The organism is Pseudomonas sp. D3 (assembly GCF_029320995.1).
Classification (GTDB): domain Bacteria; phylum Pseudomonadota; class Gammaproteobacteria; order Pseudomonadales; family Pseudomonadaceae; genus Aquipseudomonas; species Aquipseudomonas paraveronii.
Window position 1 is genome coordinate 2,772,145 of the sequence record NZ_CP119772.1, and the last position, 18,991, is coordinate 2,791,135.

Sequence of the window (18,991 nt, forward strand, 5' to 3'; positions counted from 1 at the left end):
TGACGTTGCCCGGTTTGAATCCCCAGGCCCGCGTGGATCGCTGGTAGCATCACCGCCAGATTTCTTCGGGTGTCAGGGGTAACCCTGCAGATCAACAGCGAGCGTGCCGCCACAGCATGCGGTTTGGTGGCGATTCTCCTGTGGAGCACTGCCGCTGGATTGATCCGCAGTGTCAGTGAACGCTTCGGCCCGTTGGGTGGCGCGGCGTTGATCTCCACACTGGGGCCGGTGTTGGCCTCGGCGTTCGCCGCGCTGTGGTTGGGGGCTCACCTCACCGCGCAATTCTGGCAGGGCGCCGTGCTGGTGACGGCCGGCTCGCTGATGTGCTGGCAAGCCACTCGGCAGCGTCGACAGGGCGGTTGAGTGCGGAGTTTCCGTTTCCTCTGTAGGAAGTGCCCTATCTTGCACTGCACTGCTTGAAACGCCCACCCGTCGGCAATAGCCTCGGACTTTTCTTAAATATGAGGCCCTACCTTGGGTAAGCGAAAAACGGTTTGGCCCACGGATCGCGAAATTCGTCTGCGATTTATCCTGTTTGCGGTGATTGACGCCGCAAGTGTTCAAGGTGTCTCTGCCGACCTGTTGTTACAGGCGCACAAACTGCTGCAGGAGTCGCCGACCGAAGCCCAGTTTCGCGACGCCCTCAGCGCGATTCTGGCCACCGATGAAATGTACGGCTTCCGGTTCCCGGCGGGCTCGGAGGCGGATGATTTCATGCGGGCGTTGGAGCCCGCCGCTGACTAGGGAGCCGCCAGGGCTTCTTTTGCAATGATTGGAGTGCTTATTTCCTTTCGGCTGGTCGCGACTCCCCAATCCCATGGCGTTTAAAAACAGGCAGGGTCCGATGCTGTTGTAGGAAGGCTCCGGTTCGTTAATAAAGCGTGACCTGGCGAGCATCCCTGTCTTCCCATCACAGTTCGCGTGCCTGGCCTGGCCTTCACGCCCCCGCATTCCAAGGACCCGCCCCATGCTGCTGCGCCAACCTCCGCTGCTTTTTGCCGCCCTGACCCTCAGCTCCCTTGTGCAGGCCGAAGACCTGCAATTGGCGCCGATCGAAGTCACCACCCGCGAAGCCAGCGCGGGTGAAGTGGCGCAGGCGCAGCTCAAGAGCGTGCCCGGCGGTACCAATTACATCGACATGAGCAGCGTGCAACAGGGGCGGGTGAGCACCAACGAGGACGTGTTCAAGTACCAGGCCGGGGTGTACGCCAAGGCGGCGAATAATGAAGGGGTAAAGCTCTCGATTCGTGGCTCGGGCCTGAATCGCAGCCCCGGCGCCCATGCTTCCGGGTTGTACGAGATGCTCGACGGCTTGCCGCTCACAGGCCCCGGCGGTACGCCTTATGAACTCAAGGACCCCTTGTGGCAAAGCCGCGTCGAGGTGCTGCGCGGCGCCAACGGTTTTGACCAGGGCGCGCTGGCCCTGGGTGGGGCGGTCAACTACGTGACCCACACCGGGTACGACGCACCCAAGTTGCAAGTGCGCTATGAAGCGGGCAGCCGTGGCTATGCCCAGCGCGAGATCAGTTCGGGCCAGGTGCTGGGGGACGCCGACTACTACATCAGCCTCACCGATTCCGAATCCGACGGCTATCAGCAGCAGAGCGCCGGCACGGGCAAGGGCATCGCGGCCAACTTCGGCTACCGTTTCAACCCGCAGCTGGAGACGCGTTTCTACGTGCGCTACCGCGAAACCACCAACGATACGCCGGGCAAGCTCACGCGCTACCAGATCAGCCACGATCCGCGTGCCGCCAACAGCCTCAACGCCGCCCGCGACTCAAAACGCCTGCAACCGGGCTCCACCTGGCTCGCCAACAAGACCACGTTGCAGCTCGACGACAATTCCCGGATCGAAGTTGGCCTGGCCTATCACGACTACCCGATGGACCTGCGCGAAGGCACCAATCGCCTGAAAGTCGCCTACACCGATATCAGCGGCACGCTGAACTACATTCGCCAGGACACGCTGTTCGGCCACGACAGCAAAACCACGATCGGCTTGCGCACCACCCAGGCGATGCCGAACAACGGCGCGTCGGAATACGTGCGCATTCCTGTCGGCAATACCGCAGGCTACGCCCCTGGCACCAAGACCCGCGACTACAGCTACCTGGGCTCCGACACCGTGCTGCACATCGGCAACGACCTGGAACTGGTCCCGGACCTGTGGCTGACCACCGGCCTGGCCGCGATCTACACCCGCCGCGAAACCCAGGTGACCTATCCCGATGGCCAGGCGCCGCTCAGTCAACATGACTGGGACTACGCGCCGCGTATCGGCCTGCGCTATGACTTCACCCCACAATTGCAGGTGTACGGCAACCTGAGCCGCTCGGTCGAGCCGCCGCATGCCTGGTCGATGATCTGGGGCTCCAACAAATACTTCGGGCCAGGCAGCGGCCCGGCGACCGGACTGCAACGCGAAGGCGTGAGCTTGAAAAACCAGACCGCCACCACGCTGGAAGTCGGTGGTCGGGGTGATGCGTGGTTCGGCCAATGGGACCTGGCGCTGTACCGCTCCGAAGTGCGCCACGAGTTGCTCACCGTCGAAACCCAGGCCCAGACCCCTACCAGCAATGCGATCCTCGCCGAATCCAACGCCAGCCCCACGGTTCACCAAGGCGTCGAACTGAGCCTGCTCAGCCCGCTGTGGGACGGCGGCCGCAGCGGTAAGCTCGCCCTGCGCCAGGCCTACACCTTCAGCGACTTCCACTACCGCGACGATGAGCGCTTTGGCGACAACACCTTGCCTGGCATTCCCAAGCACTACTACCAGGCGCAACTGCGCTATAGCCATCCGACCGGCTTCTACACCAGCCTCAACACCGAGCACTCCTCGCGTGTGGCGGTGGACTACGCCAATTCCTACTACGCGACGGCCTATACCTTACTCGGCGCGACCTTCGGCTACGACGCCCCGCAGCAGGACTGGCAAGCCTGGGTCGACCTGCGCAACCTGACCAACCGCCGCTACGCCAACACAGTCACGCCCGGTTACAACGATAACGGCCTGGACGCCGCCCGCTCCACGCCTGGGGATGGTCGGGGCATTTACACCGGCGTGTCGTGGAGCTGGCGTTGAGACACCGACAACAGGCGCTCGACTTGCGCCTGCTCCCACATACTCATCAATGCCACCGGATTGGTGCCGTAGCGTTGCCAACTGTCCAATGACCCATTCCGCCCGTCGGGTGAGCGGCAGTGCTGGCAGCCCACCAGCACCGCGCCTTGGATCAGCAGCACTACCTGCCAGCCGTCGATTTCCACGCTCACCGTGTCATCCACTGCCGCGCAGGCGCTGATGACCCGCGTTTCCAGGGCCATATCCTTGAGCACTTGATAAGCCTCCCGTGCAGAAACGGTGGCGGCGCTTGCGGTCATCGGCAGTGTCCTCGTGATGGAGCGGCGAAGTGTCGCGTGTGGACGGGGCGGTTTCAAGTCCGAGGTGGCCCTGTCTCAATCGCGTTTGTTCAGTCATTGCCTTGGCGCAGGCGCTTGTACAGCGTGTTGCGGCTCACTCCGAGTTCCCGCGCAAGGTGGGAAATATTCCCGCCCGCCGCTTTCAAGCGCAGCGTCAGATCGACGCTGTCATCTAGAGACGCGCTGGCGGGCAGCGGCGCCGTCACGTTCAGATCCACGAAGAAATCATCCGGCAGATGCTCCGGACGGATCGCCTGCCCCTCGGCCATGGCCAACGCCACCTGCAACACACTGCTGACCTGGCGCAAATTGCCCGGCCACGGGTGCTGCTCGAACAACGCCAGCACCTCGGCGCTCAGCCCGGCCCATTGGGTCGGTTCGCGGTGTTGCTGCCACAGGTGTTGGAATAGCGCCTGCTTGTCAGTGCGCTCGCGCAGTGGCGGCAGCTCCAGGGTCAATCCGCCAATGCGGTAGTACAAATCCTCGCGAAAGCGCCCGGCCTGCACCTGCTCGCGTAGTACATGGTTGGTGGCGGAAATGATGCGCAAATCCACCGGGAACAGTTCGCTGCTGCCCACCGGTTGCACGCAGCGCTCCTGCAAGACCCGCAGCAAGCGGGCCTGGGTCGGCAGTGGCATATCGCCGATCTCGTCGAGAAACAGTGTGCCCTTGTCGGCCTTGCGGATCAGGCCGATGCTGCCTTTTTGATTGGCACCGGTAAACGCGCCTTTTTCGTAGCCGAACAGTTCCGATTCCACCAGTTCAGCGGGAATCGCCGCACAGTTCACCGCGATAAACGCCTGTTGGCTGCGCGAACTGGCCTGGTGCAGGGCTTTGACGAACACCTCTTTGCCCACGCCGGTTTCACCGTGGATCAGCAGCGGAATGTCCTTTTCCAGCAGGCGTTCGGCCTGGCGCACGGCCTTTTCCACGCGCACATCGCCGAAATGCAGGGTGTTGAGGCTGATCGATGCGGCTTTAGGCGGCGCCGGTTGGCTGAAAACGCGCGCGTGTACCGGCATCTGCTTGGGCCGCTTCAATAAACACTGGAAGCGATTGCGGCCTGCCGCCTGCAAGGAAAACGGCAAACCCTGCGGCTGATTCAGTAACTCCAGCATCGACACCTTGAACAAACGGTCGATCATCACCCGCGACAGGCTGATGCCCAGCAAATTGTCGGCGCGCCGATTGGCCGACAACACCTGGCCGCTTTCATCAAAGATCAGCAGGCCCGCCCATTGACTGTCGAGGTTGTTCAGCCCGGTGTTGAAGGTCAGTTGGAAATGCTCGCCGCGAAACAGGTTGAGGATCAGCCGGTTTTCCACGGTCTGGCTCATCATCTTGACCATGCCCAGGGTGTGGGAGGGCGGCAGGTAGCTGTCGCTGGACACGTCCAGCACCGCGATGATTTCGCGCTGGGCGTCGAAGATCGGCGCCGCCGAGCCGGTCATGAAGCGGTTGGCCTTGAGGAAGTGCTCATCGTGTTCGATATGCACCGCCTGGGCGCAGGCCAACGCTGTGCCGATGGCATTGGTGCCACTGGAGCGTTCCATCCAACTGGCGCCGGCGCTGAAACCACGGGCCAACTTGGGTTCGATGAAGCGTTGGGTGCCCCACGACGTCAACACCTGGCCCTGGTTGTCGGCCAGCATGATCAGACAGTTGGAGTTGCTCAGGATGTTCTCGTAGTAAGGCAATACTTCCTGGTGGGTGGTCTGCACCAAGGAATGCTGGCTCTCCAGCAATTGGCTAATGCCCTCGGCGGGCAGTTGGTCAAAGCTGGGTGGGCTCAGATGGTCCAGGCCGAACGCGCGGCAGCGGCGCCAGGAGTCCTGGATGAGGGTGTCGTGAGTCAGCGGTTCGGCCATGGAGACCTTCTTTTTATTGTTTTGGGGTCTTGCACAATCTAACGGATGTAACCAAGTCAATGTGGGAGGGGCGGTGTTCAGTAAATCGGGTTAAAACAGTGTTGTTCAGAACTGTTCATTGTCAACCCGGCGAGTGTTCAGTTGTTCAGTCAGCATTGTTCATTTTTGTTCACTCCCGAACATCTCTTTCAGGGCATTTGCTTGTGGATCAAGCACCTGCCGCAGTTGGCATGAAACTCGCTCTGACGACTGGCCAGATTCATTCCAATAATAAAAAAGGGCGTGTCATGTCATTGACCCTGGAACATGTCTCCCGCGTCATCGAAGGCCAGACCTGGATCGACGATGCCAACCTGCGTTTCGAGGCCGGCTCTTTCAACGTGCTGCTCGGTCGCACCCTGTCCGGCAAGACCAGCCTGATGCGCCTGATGGCCGGCCTGGACAAGCCCGACAGCGGCCGCATCCTGATGAACGGCGTGGATGTCACGCATAAACCGGTGCGCCTGCGCAACGTGTCGATGGTGTATCAACAGTTCATCAACTACCCGACCATGACCGTGTTCGAGAACATCGCCTCGCCGTTGCGCCAGGCCGGTGTGTCCAACGAGCTGATCCAGAGCAAGGTGCTCGAAACCGCGAAGATGCTGCGCATCGAGAAATTCCTCAAGCGTCACCCGCTGGAACTGTCCGGCGGCCAGCAGCAACGCACGGCGATGGCCCGCGCGTTGGTGAAGGATGCCGAACTGATCCTGTTCGATGAGCCGTTGGTGAACCTGGACTACAAACTGCGCGAAGAACTGCGTCAGGAAATGCGCGAGCTGTTCAAGGCCCGCCACACCATTGCCATCTACGCCACCACCGAGCCCAACGAAGCGCTGGCGCTCGGCGGCACCACCACCATCCTCCACGAAGGCCGGGTGATCCAGAGCGGCAAGGCGGCCGAGGTCTACCACCAGCCGCAAACCGTATTGGCCGCCGAGTTGTTTTCCGAACCGCCGATCAACCTGATGCCGGGACGCATCAGCGGCAACGAAGTGAGCTTCGCCAATTTCATTCATTTCCCGCTCAACGTCGACCTGCGCCCCATCGGCGAGGGCGAGTTCCGCTTTGGTGTGCGCCCCAGCCATATCGCCCTGGTGCCCAGCAACGACGACGACCTCGAACTGGCGGTGACCGTGGAAGTTGCCGAGATCAGTGGCTCGGAAACCTTCCTGCATGTACGCAGCGAGCATTTCCTGCTGGTGCTGCACTTGCCGGGGGTGCATGAGTACGACGTCGACGCGCCGATCCGCGTGTACATCCCCACCCATAAACTGTTTGTGTTCGACAGCCAGGGCCGTTTGGTCCAGGCGCCCGGACGCCGTGTCGCGAGGGTTGCCTGATGGCCGAGATCCATTTGCAGAACTTGGCGCACAGCTACAGCCCTACGCCGACTGGTCCTGAAGACTACGCCATTCGGGAAATGAACCATGTGTGGGAGCAGGGCGGTGCCTACGCCTTGCTCGGGCCTTCGGGCTGTGGCAAGTCGACCCTGCTCAATATCATCTCCGGCCTGCTCAGCCCGTCCGAAGGGCAGGTGCTGTTCGACCATAAAGTGGTCAACGAGCTGACCCCGGAAAAACGCAACATCGCCCAGGTGTTCCAGTTCCCGGTGGTGTACGACACCATGACGGTGTTCGACAACCTAGCTTTCCCGTTACGTAACCAGGGCATGGCCGAGGCGAAAATTCACAGCAAAGTGCAGGAAATCGCCGAAGTCCTCGACCTGCAAAGCCTGCTGGGCAAAAAGGCGCGCAACCTCACCGCCGACGAAAAACAGAAAGTTTCCATGGGCCGTGGTCTGGTGCGCGACGATGTCTCGGCGATCCTGTTCGATGAGCCGCTGACGGTGATCGACCCGCACCTCAAATGGAAACTGCGGCGCAAGCTCAAGCAGATCCACGAGCAGTTCAATATCACCATGGTCTACGTGACCCACGATCAACTGGAAGCCTCGACCTTCGCCGACAAGATCGCGGTGATGTACGGCGGGCAGATCGTGCAGTTCGGCACGCCACGCGAGTTGTTCGAGCGGCCGAGCCATACGTTTGTCGGCTATTTCATCGGCAGCCCGGGGATGAATCTGATCGAAGTGCAGGCCGAGGCGGGCGGCGTGCGCTTTGCCGGCACCCAGCTGCCCATGTCCGCCGCGTTGCAGCAACGCATTACCGATACGCACTACACGACCTTGCAGGTGGGCATCCGCCCGGAATTCATTCACGTGTGGGATGAGCCAAATCCCGACGCCCTCCAGGCCGACGTCGTTTATGTGGAGGACCTCGGCACCTACAAGATCCTGACCCTCAACCTCGACGGCGCACCGCTGAAAGTGCGCCTGGCCGAAGACAAACCGGTGCCCGAGGGGCGCGCCTCCATCAGCTTCCCCACGCAGTGGTTGATGCTCTACGCCGACGATTACCTGCTGGAGGTGCTGCCATGAACAAGGTGCAGAACAACAAGGCCTGGTGGCTGGTGTTGCCGGTGTTCCTGCTGGTGGCATTCAGTGCGGTGATCCCGATGATGACGGTGGTCAACTACTCGGTGCAGGACATTTTCGACCAGTCCAGTCGCTATTTCGTCGGCGCCGACTGGTACAAGCAGGTGTTGCTCGACCCGCGTCTGCACGACTCGTTGTTGCGCCAGTTCATCTACTCGGCGTGCGTGCTGCTGATCGAAATCCCGCTGGGCATCGCCATCGCCCTGACCATGCCGACCAAGGGGCGCTGGTCATCGCTGGTGCTGATCATCCTCGCCATTCCGCTGCTGATTCCGTGGAACGTGGTGGGCACCATCTGGCAGATCTTCGGCCGCGCCGATATTGGCCTGCTCGGCTCCACCCTCAATGCCATGGGCATCAGCTACAACTATGCGGCCAACACCATGGACGCCTGGGTCACGGTGCTGGTGATGGACGTCTGGCACTGGACGTCCCTGGTGGCGCTGCTTTGCTTCTCGGGGCTGCGCGCCATTCCGGACGTGTACTACCAGGCAGCGCGTATCGATCGGGCGTCGGCGTGGGCGGTTTTCCGACACATCCAGTTGCCGAAGCTGAAAAGCGTGCTGCTGATCGCGGTGATGCTGCGCTTCATGGACAGTTTCATGATCTACACCGAGCCCTTCGTACTGACCGGCGGCGGGCCGGGTAACGCCACCACGTTCCTCAGTCAGACGCTGACCCAGATGGCTGTCGGCCAATTCGACCTGGGCCCGGCCGCAGCGTTTTCCCTGGTGTACTTCCTGATCATCCTGTTGGTGTCCTGGCTGTTCTACACCGCCATGACCCATTCCGACGCCAACCGTTGAGGCCGCCAACATGAGCAAGCGCAAACTCATACCGCTGCTGATCTACATGCTGTTCCTGCTGGTGCCGATCTACTGGCTGCTGAACATGTCCTTCAAAAGCAACACCGAAATCCTCGGCGGGCTCACGCTGTTTCCGCAGCATTTTACCCTGGCCAACTACAAGGTGATCTTCACCGACCCGAGTTGGTACACCGGTTATCTGAACTCGCTGTACTACGTGAGCCTGAACACCGTGATCTCCCTGAGCGTGGCGCTGCCGGCGGCCTATGCGTTCTCGCGCTATCGCTTCCTGGGCGACAAGCACCTGTTCTTCTGGCTGCTGACCAACCGTATGGCGCCACCGGCGGTGTTTCTGCTGCCGTTTTTCCAGCTGTATTCGTCGATCGGCCTGTTCGACACGCATATCGCGGTGGCCTTGGCGCATTGCCTGTTCAACGTGCCATTGGCGGTGTGGATTCTCGAAGGCTTCATGTCTGGCGTGCCCAAGGAAATCGACGAAACGGCCTACATCGACGGCTACTCCTTTCCCAAGTTCTTTGTGAAGATTTTTATCCCGTTGATTGGCTCCGGCATCGGCGTGACGGCGTTTTTCTGCTTCATGTTTTCCTGGGTCGAACTGCTGCTGGCGCGCACGCTGACCTCGGTCAACGCCAAGCCCATCGCGGCGGTGATGACCCGCACCGTCTCGGCGTCGGGGATCGATTGGGGCGTGCTGGCAGCGGCGGGGGTATTGACCATCCTGCCCGGCATGCTGGTGATCTGGTTTGTGCGCAACCACGTGGCCAAGGGCTTTGCCCTGGGCCGGGTCTGAGGAGTCGATGATGGAATGGATGGCCTGGACCACCCCGACCGCGCTGTTCTTTGGCGGTATCGCCCTGATTCTGGCGGGCATGACCACCTGGGAACTGCGCTCGCCGAGTATCCCTCGGCGCGGTTTTTTGCCGATCAGCACCACCCGTGGTGATCGTTTGTTTATCGGTCTTCTCGGAAGCGCCTACCTGCACCTGCTGGTGATCGGCGTAACCGACTGGAGCATCTGGGTGGCGTCCGCGCTGTCTGTGGTGTGGCTGTTGTCTGTGATGCGTTGGGGCTAGCGCTCCGTATGAATAAACAACCAGGAGGTCTCTATGTTCGATAAAAACAATAAGCTGCGACATAGCATTTCATTGGCCGCCGTACTGGCCCTCAGTGGTTTGAGCGCCACGGCCTGGGCCGATGCGTATGAAGAGGCGGCGAAAAAATGGATCGGCAGCGAGTTCAAACCGTCGACCCTCACGGCCGACCAGCAGCTCGAGGAACTCAAGTGGTTTATCAAGGCCGCCGAACCGTTCCGTGGGATGAAGATCAACGTGGTGTCGGAAACCCTCACCACCCATGAGTACGAATCCAAGGTACTGGCCAAGGCCTTCAGTGAAATCACCGGCATCAAGCTGACCCACGACCTGCTGCAGGAAGGCGACGTGGTGGAGAAACTGCAGACCCAAATGCAGTCCGACAAGAACATCTATGACGGTTGGGTCAACGACTCCGACTTGATCGGTACGCACTTTCGCTACGGCAAGACCGAATCCATCACCGACCTGATGGCCAACGAAGGCAAGGACTTCACCTCGCCGACCCTGGACATCAAGGACTTCATCGGGATCTCCTTCACCACCGCGCCGGACGGCAAGATCTACCAGTTGCCCGACCAGCAATTCGCCAACCTGTACTGGTTCCGCGCCGACTGGTTCGAACGTCCCGAGCTGAAAGCCAAGTTCAAGGAGAAGTACGGCTATGACCTCGGCGTGCCGGTGAACTGGTCGGCCTACGAAGACATCGCCAAATTCTTCAGCGAAGACGTCAAGGAAATCGACGGCAAGCGCATCTATGGGCATATGGACTACGGCAAGAAAGACCCGTCCCTGGGCTGGCGCTTCACCGATGCCTGGTTCTCCATGGCCGGCGGTGGCGACAAGGGTTTGCCCAACGGTTTGCCGGTGGATGAGTGGGGCATTCGCGTGGAGGACTGCCACCCGGTGGGCTCCAGCGTGACCCGTGGCGGCGACACCAACGGCCCGGCCGCCGTGTTTGCCACGCAGAAATACGTGGACTGGATGAAAGCCTATGCGCCACCGGAAGCGGCGGGCATGACCTTCTCCGAGTCCGGCCCGGTGCCGTCCCAGGGCAATATCGCCCAGCAGATCTTCTGGTACACCGCGTTTACCGCCGACATGACCAAACCGGGCCTGCCTGTGGTAAACGCCGACGGCACGCCGAAATGGCGCATGGCGCCATCGCCCGTCGGGCCGTATTGGGAAAAGGGCATGAAGAAGGGGTATCAGGACGTGGGTTCCTGGACCTTCCTCAAATCGACGCCTGAGAAGCAGAAACTCGCGGCCTGGCTGTACGCGCAGTTCGTCACCTCGAAAACCGTGTCGCTGAAGAAAACCATCGTTGGCCTGACGCCGATTCGTGAGTCCGACATCAACTCCCAAGCCATGACCGACCTGGCGCCGAAACTCGGTGGCCTGGTGGAGTTCTACCGCAGCCCGGCCCGGGTGGAGTGGACCCCGACCGGCACCAACGTGCCCGACTATCCACGCCTGGCGCAACTGTGGTGGAGCAACATCGCAGCGGCCGCCAGTGGCGAGAAAACCCCGCAACAGGCGCTCGACAATCTGGCCAAGGAGCAAGACGCGATCATGGCGCGCCTGGAGCGTTCCAAAGTGCAACCGGTGTGCGGGCCGAAAATGAACCCGGAACGCGACGCCCAATACTGGTTCGACCAGCCGGGCGCGCCGAAGCCGAAACTGGCCAACGAGAAACCCAAAGGCGAAACCGTGGCCTACGGCGACCTGCTCAAACAGTGGGAGGCGGCGCGTAAATAAACGCACTCGGTAGAAAATGTGGGAGGGGTCTTGCCCCCGATTGCGGCGCCAGTCGATACATGCATTGACTGAACCATCGCTATCGGGGGCAAGCCCCCTCCCACATTTTGATCTTCATCTGTCAGGGGGATAGACCTGTTCCCCGACAAACCGCTTGGCCAGAAAGCCATACAACAGATACCCGAACGCCAGCACCAGCATCGCGCCAAACACCGCGTCTTCACCGCAGGCATAAATCGCATACAGCGAATACCCCACGGCCACCAGCACCACCAGCGTATTGCGCGCCTGCACCGTCGCGCTGGCGTGCGCCTTATACATCATCACCAGCAAGCCGGTGAGGGCGGTCACATAAGGCAACAGGTTAGTCACCACCGCCAGGTTCACCAGTTTGCTGAACTGCGCGCTGGCAGTGGGCGAGATGGTCGACAAGGCAATCAGGCTTTGCAGCGTGGCACAGGCCAGCAACCCCAGCACTGGCGCATTCGCGGCGCTGACGCGGCTGAAAAAGCGCGGAAACAGGCGTTGGTCCGCCGACATCTTGGCCGTTTGCGCCAGGGTGAATTGCCAGCCCAGCAACGAACCGATACAGGCTAGCACCGCCAGCGCCATGATCAGCTGGCCGACCCCGGGGTTGAACATCTGCGCGTAAACCAGCGCAAACGGTGCCGAGGACGCGGCCAGTTCGGCATTGGGCACGATGCCCTGGATCACCGAGGTCGACAGCACATACACCACGGCCACCCCAAGCGTGCCGAGCAGGCAGGCCAGGGGCACGGTGCGGTTGGGGTTCTCCACCGCATCGTAGCCCTGGGCGGCCGACTCCATGCCAAGAAAGGCCCACAGGGTCAGAGGAATACTCGCACTGACGGCGTCCCACAGGTGCAGTTGGTGTGGGTTCCAGGCGGCCGTGAACACCTCGGGCTTGAAATAGAACCAACCGATCACACAGAGCCCCGCCACTGGAATGATCACGCCCCATACCGTCACCACACCGATGCGCCCAGTGATGCGCGGGCCGCCGAAGTTGGCCACGGTGGTCAGCCAGATCAGCGCCAGGCTGCCGACCAACAACGGCACCGGCCCGCTACCCAGCCACGGAATAAACGATGACAAATAGCCCACCGCCGAAATTGCAATCGCCACATTGGCGATGATCAGCGACAGAAAATACAGAAACGAACACAGGAAAAACCCCGACTTGCCGTGGGCCTCCTCGGTATACGCCGACATCCCGCCGGTGCGGGTACAGAACATCCCGCATTGGGCGAAGCCGTAGGCAATCGCCATTGAACCGAGCGCGGTGACGACCCACGACAGCAGCGAAATCGCACCCAGTTGCGCCATGCTGGCCGGCAACATGATGATCCCCGAGCCCATCATGTTAATCGCTACCAGGGTGGTCAGGCCCAACAGGCTCATCTTCTTGCTGGGTGTGGTCATCCGAAACTCCTTGTGATCAATGCAAAACCCGAGCCTGTGCTGAGGCCGTCAGATGACGGTTTTAGCCGCTCTATCCTTTAGTCGCGCTGAGAATCCGCGCCGTATCCCGTGCCGGTGGCAAGCCGAACACCCGTGCGTAGTCCCGGCTGAATTGGGTCGGGCTTTCATACCCCACCTCGAACGCGGCCTGGGTCACGCTGCTCGCACTGGCCACCATCAATGTGCGCGCGTGCAGCAGGCGCACGCGTTTCTGATACTGCAACGGGCTCAGGTTGGTCACCGCCTTGAAGTGCCGATGAAACGCCGAAACACTCATCGCCGCCAGCGAAGCCAGCGCGTCTACCCGGATCGGTTCGGCAAAGTCGCGGCGGATCCACTGGATCGCCTGGCTGACCCGCGCCATGGCGGTGTCCGGCGCGGCGATTTCCCGCAGCATCCAACCGTGCGGGCCTTGCAGCACGTGGTAGAGGATTTCCCGCTCGTAGGCTGGCGCCAGGGCTGCAATCGCCACCGGATCGCCCATCAGGCGCAGCATGCGTACCCAAGCGTCCATCAATGAAGGCGTCACCGCCGCCACGGAAAACCCGGCTTCCTGCTCGCCGCGGCCGCTGGGCGCCGGCAGGTCATTGAGCAAGGTGCTGAGCACCGTCGGGTCCAGGGTCAGGCTGACCGCCAGGTACGGCTCACCGGTACTCGCCGGGTTGACCACCCCCACGGCGGGCAACTCGATGGACATCACAAAATACGTCGCCGGGTCGTAATGCAAGGTGCGGTCGCCCACGGTCATGCACTTACTGCCCTGGAGGATCAGGTTGATCATCGGGTCGTACACGGCCGCGAGCATATGCTCCGGAATCGCGCCCTGGACCATCGCCACGCGCGGGATGCCAGTCTCGGTGCGACGGTTTTCCGCCTTGGCGGCCAAGGCGCGCAGTTCGATCAATTGATTATTCATGAGAGCCATGCTGATCCCACTGATGAACCTTGCGCAAGGGAAAAGCAGAAACAGGCAGGATTGGAGTAGGAACGGCAGCGTCCCAGGGTAGGGCGATCGCTATTGTGGTCACTTAACTTTTCGACAGTGGAGCAGGCCATGAGCGTCATCGTGATTACCGGAGGCAGCCGTGGAATCGGTGCCAGTACCGCCGAATGGTGTGCCCGCCAGGGCCACGGCGTGATCCTCACTTACAACCGTAACACCGACGCGGCACAGGCGGTGGTGCAGCGCATCGAAGCCGCCGGCGGTAAGGCGCTCGCGCTGCAACTGGACGTCGCCGATGTGAGTGCTTTCGCGGCCTTTCGCGACACAGTGACACTGGCCCTGAGCGCCACGTGGGGCGTGAACAGCTTGAGCGGGCTGGTCAACAACGCTGGCTACGGTCTGTTCAACCCCCTTGAGTCGGTGACCGAGGCGCAGTTCGACGGCCTGTTCAATGTGCATCTCAAGGGCCCGTTCTTCCTCACCCAAACCTTGCTGCCGCTGCTGGAAGAGCATGCCGGCATCGTCAACCTCACCAGCGCTACCACCCGTGTCGCCACTGCCGGCGTCGCACCGTATGCCGCGTTTAAGGGCGGCCTGGATGTGCTCACCCGCTACATGGCCAAGGAGTTCGGCGCGCGGCGTATCCGCGCCAACGCGGTGTCCCCTGGCGCCATTCGCACCGAACTGGGCGGTGGCTTGAACGATGAATTCGAAGCACTGCTGGCCGGGCAAACTGCCCTGGGTCGGGTCGGCGAGCCGGAAGACGTGGCGCGCGTGATTGCGATGCTGCTGTCTGAGGAAGGCCGCTGGATCAATGCCCAGACGATTGAAGTCGCGGGCGGTTACCTCATCTGATTGGAAGTACACCTTATGAAAACGTTGATGATCTACGGTGCCACCGGCTACACCGGGCGCATGGCGGCCGAGCACGCCAAGGCACTCGGGCTCGACCTGGTGATTGCGGGCCGCAACGCAACGGCCCTGGCAGCTCTCGCCGCACAGTTGGACGTTGCCTACCGTGTGTTCAGCGCGGATGAGCATGCCGCCGCCAGCCTCACGGGCATCGACGTCCTGCTCAATTTCGCCGGGCCGTTCGTACACACCGCCCAGCCATTGATGCGCGCCTGTATCGCCAGCGGTACCGATTACCTCGACATCACCGCCGAGATCAATGTGTACCGGCTGGCCGAGCAACTCGGTGTTGACGCCCGTGAGGCCGGCGTGATGCTGCTGCCTGGCGTGGGCTGGGACGTGGTTCCCACTGACAGTCTGGCGATGCACGTCGCCAGCCGCGTGCAGCAACCCCATGCGCTGAGGATCGCGCTGCAGGTGCCCGGCGCCATGTCGCGTGGTTCGGCGATGAGTGTCGGCGAGATCATCGGCGCCGGCGTCTTGGCGCGCATCGATGGTCACCTGGTCGCCACCCCGGACGCGCCACCGCAACACCTGGATTTCGGCGCCGGTCCGGTCTTGTGCGCACCGCTTTCGTTTGGCGACCTGGTCACCGCGTGGCACTCCACGGGCATTCCCAATATCGCCATGTTCGTGCATATCACTGGCGAGGCCTTCCCCGACGGTGACCTGTCACAACTGCCCGACGGCCCCAACCAGGCGCAACGCGATGCCCACCGCGCCCGCGCCGTGGCCGAAGTGACCGCTGCCGACGGCAGCGTTACGCGCTCCGTGATCGAGACCGTCAATGGCTATAGCTACACGCCGCTGGCCGCCGTGGAAGCCGCACGTCGCGTACTCGGCGGCGAGCGGCGTGTAGGTTTTGCAACCCCGGCAGGCCTGTTCGGCGTGGGTTTTGCACAGACGATTGCAGGCACGCGGATCATCGATTTATAGCGCCCGGCGCCTGAGCCCCAAATTGGATTTCGGTGGTTTTCAGGGGAGGGGATCAGGCCATCGCCTGCGGTTGGATGCGCAGTTCGCCGTCCACCTCCTTTGCCAACCCGCTGGCCAGAAACAGCGGCGCCAGGCGTTTGTGCAACTGCGGCTCGACAAACTCCTTTACCGTCGGCAACGCCAGCACGCCGCTGAGCGGCAATTCCGCCTTGGTGTACGAGAGCCACGCCTTCTTCAACATCAACAACACATCGCTGCCGGCCGTCGAGGCAAAGCGGCGGTGGGTGGGTTTGGCGTCGAGGTTGAAGGTGTGCTGGAACGCATAGCCGGTTTCATCCCCGCCACTGGCAGCACAGCGCACGCAGGTGCATGGGCCGTCGCCAAACGCGTTGCGCAGGTAGGTGTTGAAGTCCACCACGGGTTTGAGTGACAGGCGCTTATCCACCTCGAACAGGTCCCCGGTCATTTTTTCGTCAGTGTTCAACGTCCATTTCCTTGCTGGTAGGCGGCGGCTTTTCAAAGCGCGGCACAATAGCAGCCAAGCACGGTTTTGGGGACTATTTGCATCACAATAGATCCGGACGCCGGCTTGCCTGCGACCGTGTTTTGGTCGCCGGTAAGCCGGCCGCCAGCCTCAATCGGCGGAGAACTTGAAGACGGTGCGCTGGGTGTAGGTCTGCCCTGGGTCCAGGCGTGTCGAGGCAAACTTCGGTTGGTTCGGCGCGTCGGGAAAGTGCTGGGTCTCCAGCGTGAAACCGCTCCAGTGCTTGTAGGTTTTGCCTGCCTTGCCCTTCACCGAGCCATCGAGGAAGTTGCTGGTATAGAACTGCACTCCAGGTTCGGTGGTGTAGAGCTGCAAACGGCGGCCGGAGTCGGGGTCGTACACGTCGGCGGCGAGTTGTTTGAGATCGCCTTGGGTGTCCAGCGCCCAGTTGAAGTCAAACCCGCCCTGTTTCGGCTCGGCGAATTTGAGTTGCGGATGATCGTCCTTGATGTGCTGGCCGATGGCAGTGGGCTGGAGAAAGTCCATCGGCGTGCCCTTGACCGGCGCCAGTTCGCCGGTGGGGATCAAGGTCGCATTCACTGGCGTGTAGTGGCTGGCATGCAACGTCGCCACCTGCTTGAGGATATCGCCGTTGCCCGCGCCGGCGAGGTTGAAATAGCTGTGGTTGGTGAGGTTGAGCACCGTCGGTTTGTCGGTGGTGGCCTTGTAGTCGATGTGCAGTTCGTTGTTGTCGTTGAGCCGATACGTGACTTCGGTGGTCAGGTTGCCGGGAAAGCCCATCTCACCGTCCTTGGACAGGTAAGTCAGGGTTACGCCGACCGAATCCTTGTCCTTGACGGGCTTGGCTTGCCACACGCGCTTGTCGAAGCCCTGGGCGCCGCCATGCAGCGAATTGGGACCATCGTTGAGTGGCACCTGATAGCGCTTGCCGTCGAGTTCAAACGCACCGCCAGCCAGGCGATTGCCGAAGCGGCCGATGGTCGCGCCAAAAAACGCCGTGCCGCGCTGATAGCCCTGCACGTCGTCGAAGCCGAGCACCACGTCCTCGACCTTGCCGTGCTTGTCCGGCACTTTCAGCGCCTGCAACACGCCGCCATAGGTGATCACCGTGGCTTGCATGCCATGGCTGTTGCGCAATATGTATTGCTCGACGGCGCTGCCGTCGTTGGTTTTCCCAAACGGTTTATGTTCACTGGACAGACCGGCCGCTTGCGCGCCACCGCTGGCGATCAGCATGGACAAGGCAAGGCCGGACAGCAGGTATCGAGGGTGCTTCATGGTCGAACTTCCTTTTGTTGTTTTGAGTGGAATAGTTCTACTAATGTGCGATATTTTGTCGGTGTGACCGCAAATTTATGGTTCTTCACGGATTACCGGGAAAGACGCTCTTGATCTTCATGAAAAAGAATTCGCTATCCCGGTAACCATACGCCATACGCTTGATCACCTTTATTCGATTGTTTATTCCTTCCAACTGACCGGTGTGCATTGGCCAGCGAACCCGACTGACGATGCCTCGCCAGTAACCCTTTAGTCTTTTGGCAAACTGCATCAGGGCAGGTATCTCGCTTTCATGGGCGTGACGCAGCCATTGGTTCCAAGCTGATCTCCAGTCCCAGGCGGTGCTCGGCGTCCAGAGCGTTTTGAGTTCAGCCTTCATTAAATAGACCGTCATCAGCGACTGGTTGGCCGCCAGCAGATCCTGCAAATGAACCTGTTGCTCTGGGTTTTTCAGGTTCTCAGGATTGCGCAGCAGTAACCATCGCGCCTGCTTGATGACTTTGCGTGCAGGCCTGTCATGGCGCAGTCGATTGGCTTCGTCGACACGAACCCGGTCAATTACCTCTCGACCATATTTGGCCACCACATGAAAGAGGTCGTAGACCACTCGCGCTTTGGGGCAGTGGTGACGAACCTCCAGATCAAAAGCGGTGTTCATGTCCATCGCCACCGCTTCGATTAGCGCGCAGCCCTCGGGCCCCAGCTCTTCAAAAAAGGGTCTAACCGCCGCCCGACTACGGCCTTCGCCGATCCACAGCACCCGTCGCGTATCCGCATCCAGGACAACGGTGGCATAACGATGACCTTTGAAGAGTGCGAACTCGTCCATGACCAAGCGTCGCGGTTTCGCCTTTGGCAAAACGCTTAATGCTGCTTGCAGGGCTCGACGCTCCAGTAAACGAACGGTCTCCCAATGCAGGCCAAACATCTGCGCCACGTGCAGCGTTGGAAGGCGCTCGCACGCTTGAATGACGGCCTCTGCCAGGCGCCGGGTCATGCGGGCATAGCGATCCAGCCAACTAACGGCCTCCATACGCTTGCCACAATCGCGGCAACCAACGCGCCGGAGCAAAACGCTCAAGCGCACCGCATGGCCGAGAATAGGCAAATCACGAATGATGCGCTCGCAATACTCATGAGTGGTTGAGCAGAGCTTTTGACAGCCGCCACAACATGGGAACCGGGTGGCATGGGGGATCAGGTCGATCTGAAGGGCATCGCCGTCAGGCTTGATGTTGACGACAGAAAAGCCCTCCCAAAAGGGAAGGAAAGTATTAATATCTCGCATAAGAACGCCGGTTTGTTAGATGTGTTTGCTCGCACGAACATCATCAACCAAATCGGCGTTCTTGTTTCTGTGTTTCCCGAGATTCCGTGAAGAACCAAATTTATAGCCTTAAACGCCGATTTCGTAAAATAAAATAAGACT

At 60.9% G+C, this 18,991-nt stretch carries 18 protein-coding genes; 11 read left to right on the plus strand and 7 right to left on the minus strand.

The window, feature by feature from the left end; genetic code table 11:
- The first annotated feature begins 69 nt into the window (after nucleotides 1–69).
- The 3 genes from P3S72_RS12820 (at nucleotide 70) to P3S72_RS12830 (ending at nucleotide 3,085) form a co-directional block, all read left to right on the plus strand.
- Complete coding sequence (locus P3S72_RS12820) at nucleotides 70–363, plus strand: hypothetical protein (RefSeq protein ID WP_276197610.1); 294 nt, start codon at nucleotides 70–72, stop codon at nucleotides 361–363.
- A 111-nt stretch (nucleotides 364–474) separates the two neighbouring features.
- Nucleotides 475–744, plus strand: a complete 270-nt coding sequence (locus P3S72_RS12825) for a hypothetical protein (protein ID WP_247397819.1) — start codon at nucleotides 475–477, stop codon at nucleotides 742–744.
- A gap of 223 nt (nucleotides 745–967) precedes the next feature.
- Entirely contained in the window at nucleotides 968–3,085 is a 2,118-nt protein-coding gene (locus P3S72_RS12830; RefSeq protein ID WP_276197611.1) for a TonB-dependent receptor, read from the plus strand.
- Here the strand turns inward: P3S72_RS12830 and P3S72_RS12835 are convergent.
- Nucleotides 3,055–3,384 carry a hypothetical protein gene (locus P3S72_RS12835; RefSeq protein WP_276197612.1) on the minus strand — a complete coding sequence of 110 codons (330 nt, stop codon included), beginning with the start codon at nucleotides 3,382–3,384 and terminating at the stop codon, nucleotides 3,055–3,057. The genes P3S72_RS12830 and P3S72_RS12835 overlap by 31 nt on opposite strands.
- Before the next feature lie 89 nt (nucleotides 3,385–3,473).
- A complete protein-coding gene (locus tag P3S72_RS12840) occupies nucleotides 3,474–5,291 on the minus strand; it encodes a sigma-54-dependent Fis family transcriptional regulator (protein WP_276197613.1) in 1,818 nt (605 codons plus the stop codon).
- Between the two features lie 287 nt (nucleotides 5,292–5,578).
- Between P3S72_RS12840 and P3S72_RS12845 the strand changes: the two genes are divergently transcribed.
- Genes P3S72_RS12845 through P3S72_RS12870 form a run of 6 tightly spaced genes read left to right on the plus strand, consistent with a single transcriptional unit; the run spans nucleotide 5,579 to nucleotide 11,503 of the window.
- A complete protein-coding gene (locus P3S72_RS12845) occupies nucleotides 5,579–6,673 on the plus strand; it encodes an ABC transporter ATP-binding protein (protein ID WP_276197614.1) in 1,095 nt (364 codons plus the stop codon).
- Nucleotides 6,673–7,770, plus strand: a complete 1,098-nt coding sequence (locus P3S72_RS12850) for an ABC transporter ATP-binding protein (RefSeq protein WP_276197615.1) — start codon at nucleotides 6,673–6,675, stop codon at nucleotides 7,768–7,770. The genes P3S72_RS12845 and P3S72_RS12850 overlap by 1 nt, the downstream gene beginning before the upstream one ends.
- Entirely contained in the window at nucleotides 7,767–8,633 is an 867-nt protein-coding gene (locus P3S72_RS12855; RefSeq protein WP_247397808.1) for a sugar ABC transporter permease, read from the plus strand. The genes P3S72_RS12850 and P3S72_RS12855 overlap by 4 nt, the downstream gene beginning before the upstream one ends.
- A gap of 10 nt (nucleotides 8,634–8,643) precedes the next feature.
- Complete coding sequence (locus P3S72_RS12860; RefSeq protein WP_276197616.1) at nucleotides 8,644–9,444, plus strand: carbohydrate ABC transporter permease; 801 nt, start codon at nucleotides 8,644–8,646, stop codon at nucleotides 9,442–9,444.
- Nucleotides 9,445–9,454: 10 nt separating this feature from the next.
- Nucleotides 9,455–9,727 carry a DUF2160 domain-containing protein gene (locus tag P3S72_RS12865; protein WP_247397802.1) on the plus strand — a complete coding sequence of 91 codons (273 nt, stop codon included), beginning with the start codon at nucleotides 9,455–9,457 and terminating at the stop codon, nucleotides 9,725–9,727.
- A gap of 33 nt (nucleotides 9,728–9,760) precedes the next feature.
- Nucleotides 9,761–11,503, plus strand: a complete 1,743-nt coding sequence (locus P3S72_RS12870; protein WP_247397799.1) for an ABC transporter substrate-binding protein — start codon at nucleotides 9,761–9,763, stop codon at nucleotides 11,501–11,503.
- A 114-nt stretch (nucleotides 11,504–11,617) separates the two neighbouring features.
- Here the strand turns inward: P3S72_RS12870 and potE are convergent, their stop codons facing one another.
- Together potE and P3S72_RS12880 are read right to left on the minus strand one after the other, a co-directional pair.
- On the minus strand, nucleotides 11,618–12,946 hold the full coding sequence (gene potE, locus P3S72_RS12875) for a putrescine-ornithine antiporter (RefSeq protein WP_276197617.1): 1,329 nt from the start codon (nucleotides 12,944–12,946) through the stop codon (nucleotides 11,618–11,620).
- A 70-nt stretch (nucleotides 12,947–13,016) separates the two neighbouring features.
- Nucleotides 13,017–13,901: an AraC family transcriptional regulator gene (locus P3S72_RS12880; RefSeq protein WP_276197618.1), complete on the minus strand. Its 885-nt coding sequence runs from the start codon at nucleotides 13,899–13,901 to the stop codon at nucleotides 13,017–13,019.
- 138 nt (nucleotides 13,902–14,039) lie between these two features.
- Here P3S72_RS12880 and P3S72_RS12885 point away from each other — a divergent pair, with 138 nt between their 5' ends.
- The gene (locus P3S72_RS12885) at nucleotides 14,040–14,783 is read left to right on the plus strand and encodes an SDR family oxidoreductase (protein WP_276197619.1); all 744 of its coding nucleotides are present in this window, start codon (nucleotides 14,040–14,042) and stop codon (nucleotides 14,781–14,783) included.
- 15 nt (nucleotides 14,784–14,798) lie between these two features.
- The gene (locus tag P3S72_RS12890; protein ID WP_276197620.1) at nucleotides 14,799–15,776 is read left to right on the plus strand and encodes a saccharopine dehydrogenase NADP-binding domain-containing protein; all 978 of its coding nucleotides are present in this window, start codon (nucleotides 14,799–14,801) and stop codon (nucleotides 15,774–15,776) included.
- Nucleotides 15,777–15,828: 52 nt separating this feature from the next.
- Here P3S72_RS12890 and P3S72_RS12895 read toward each other — a convergent pair whose 3' ends face one another.
- The 3 genes from P3S72_RS12895 to P3S72_RS12905 all read right to left on the minus strand — a co-directional run bounded on the left by P3S72_RS12895 (nucleotide 15,829) and on the right by P3S72_RS12905 (nucleotide 18,850).
- A complete protein-coding gene (locus P3S72_RS12895) occupies nucleotides 15,829–16,260 on the minus strand; it encodes a hypothetical protein (RefSeq protein WP_276197621.1) in 432 nt (143 codons plus the stop codon).
- 150 nt (nucleotides 16,261–16,410) lie between these two features.
- Entirely contained in the window at nucleotides 16,411–17,559 is a 1,149-nt protein-coding gene (locus tag P3S72_RS12900) for an aldose epimerase family protein (protein WP_276197622.1), read from the minus strand.
- Between the two features lie 85 nt (nucleotides 17,560–17,644).
- A complete protein-coding gene (locus P3S72_RS12905) occupies nucleotides 17,645–18,850 on the minus strand; it encodes an ISL3 family transposase (protein WP_276192863.1) in 1,206 nt (401 codons plus the stop codon).
- Nucleotides 18,851–18,991 lie beyond the last annotated feature (141 nt).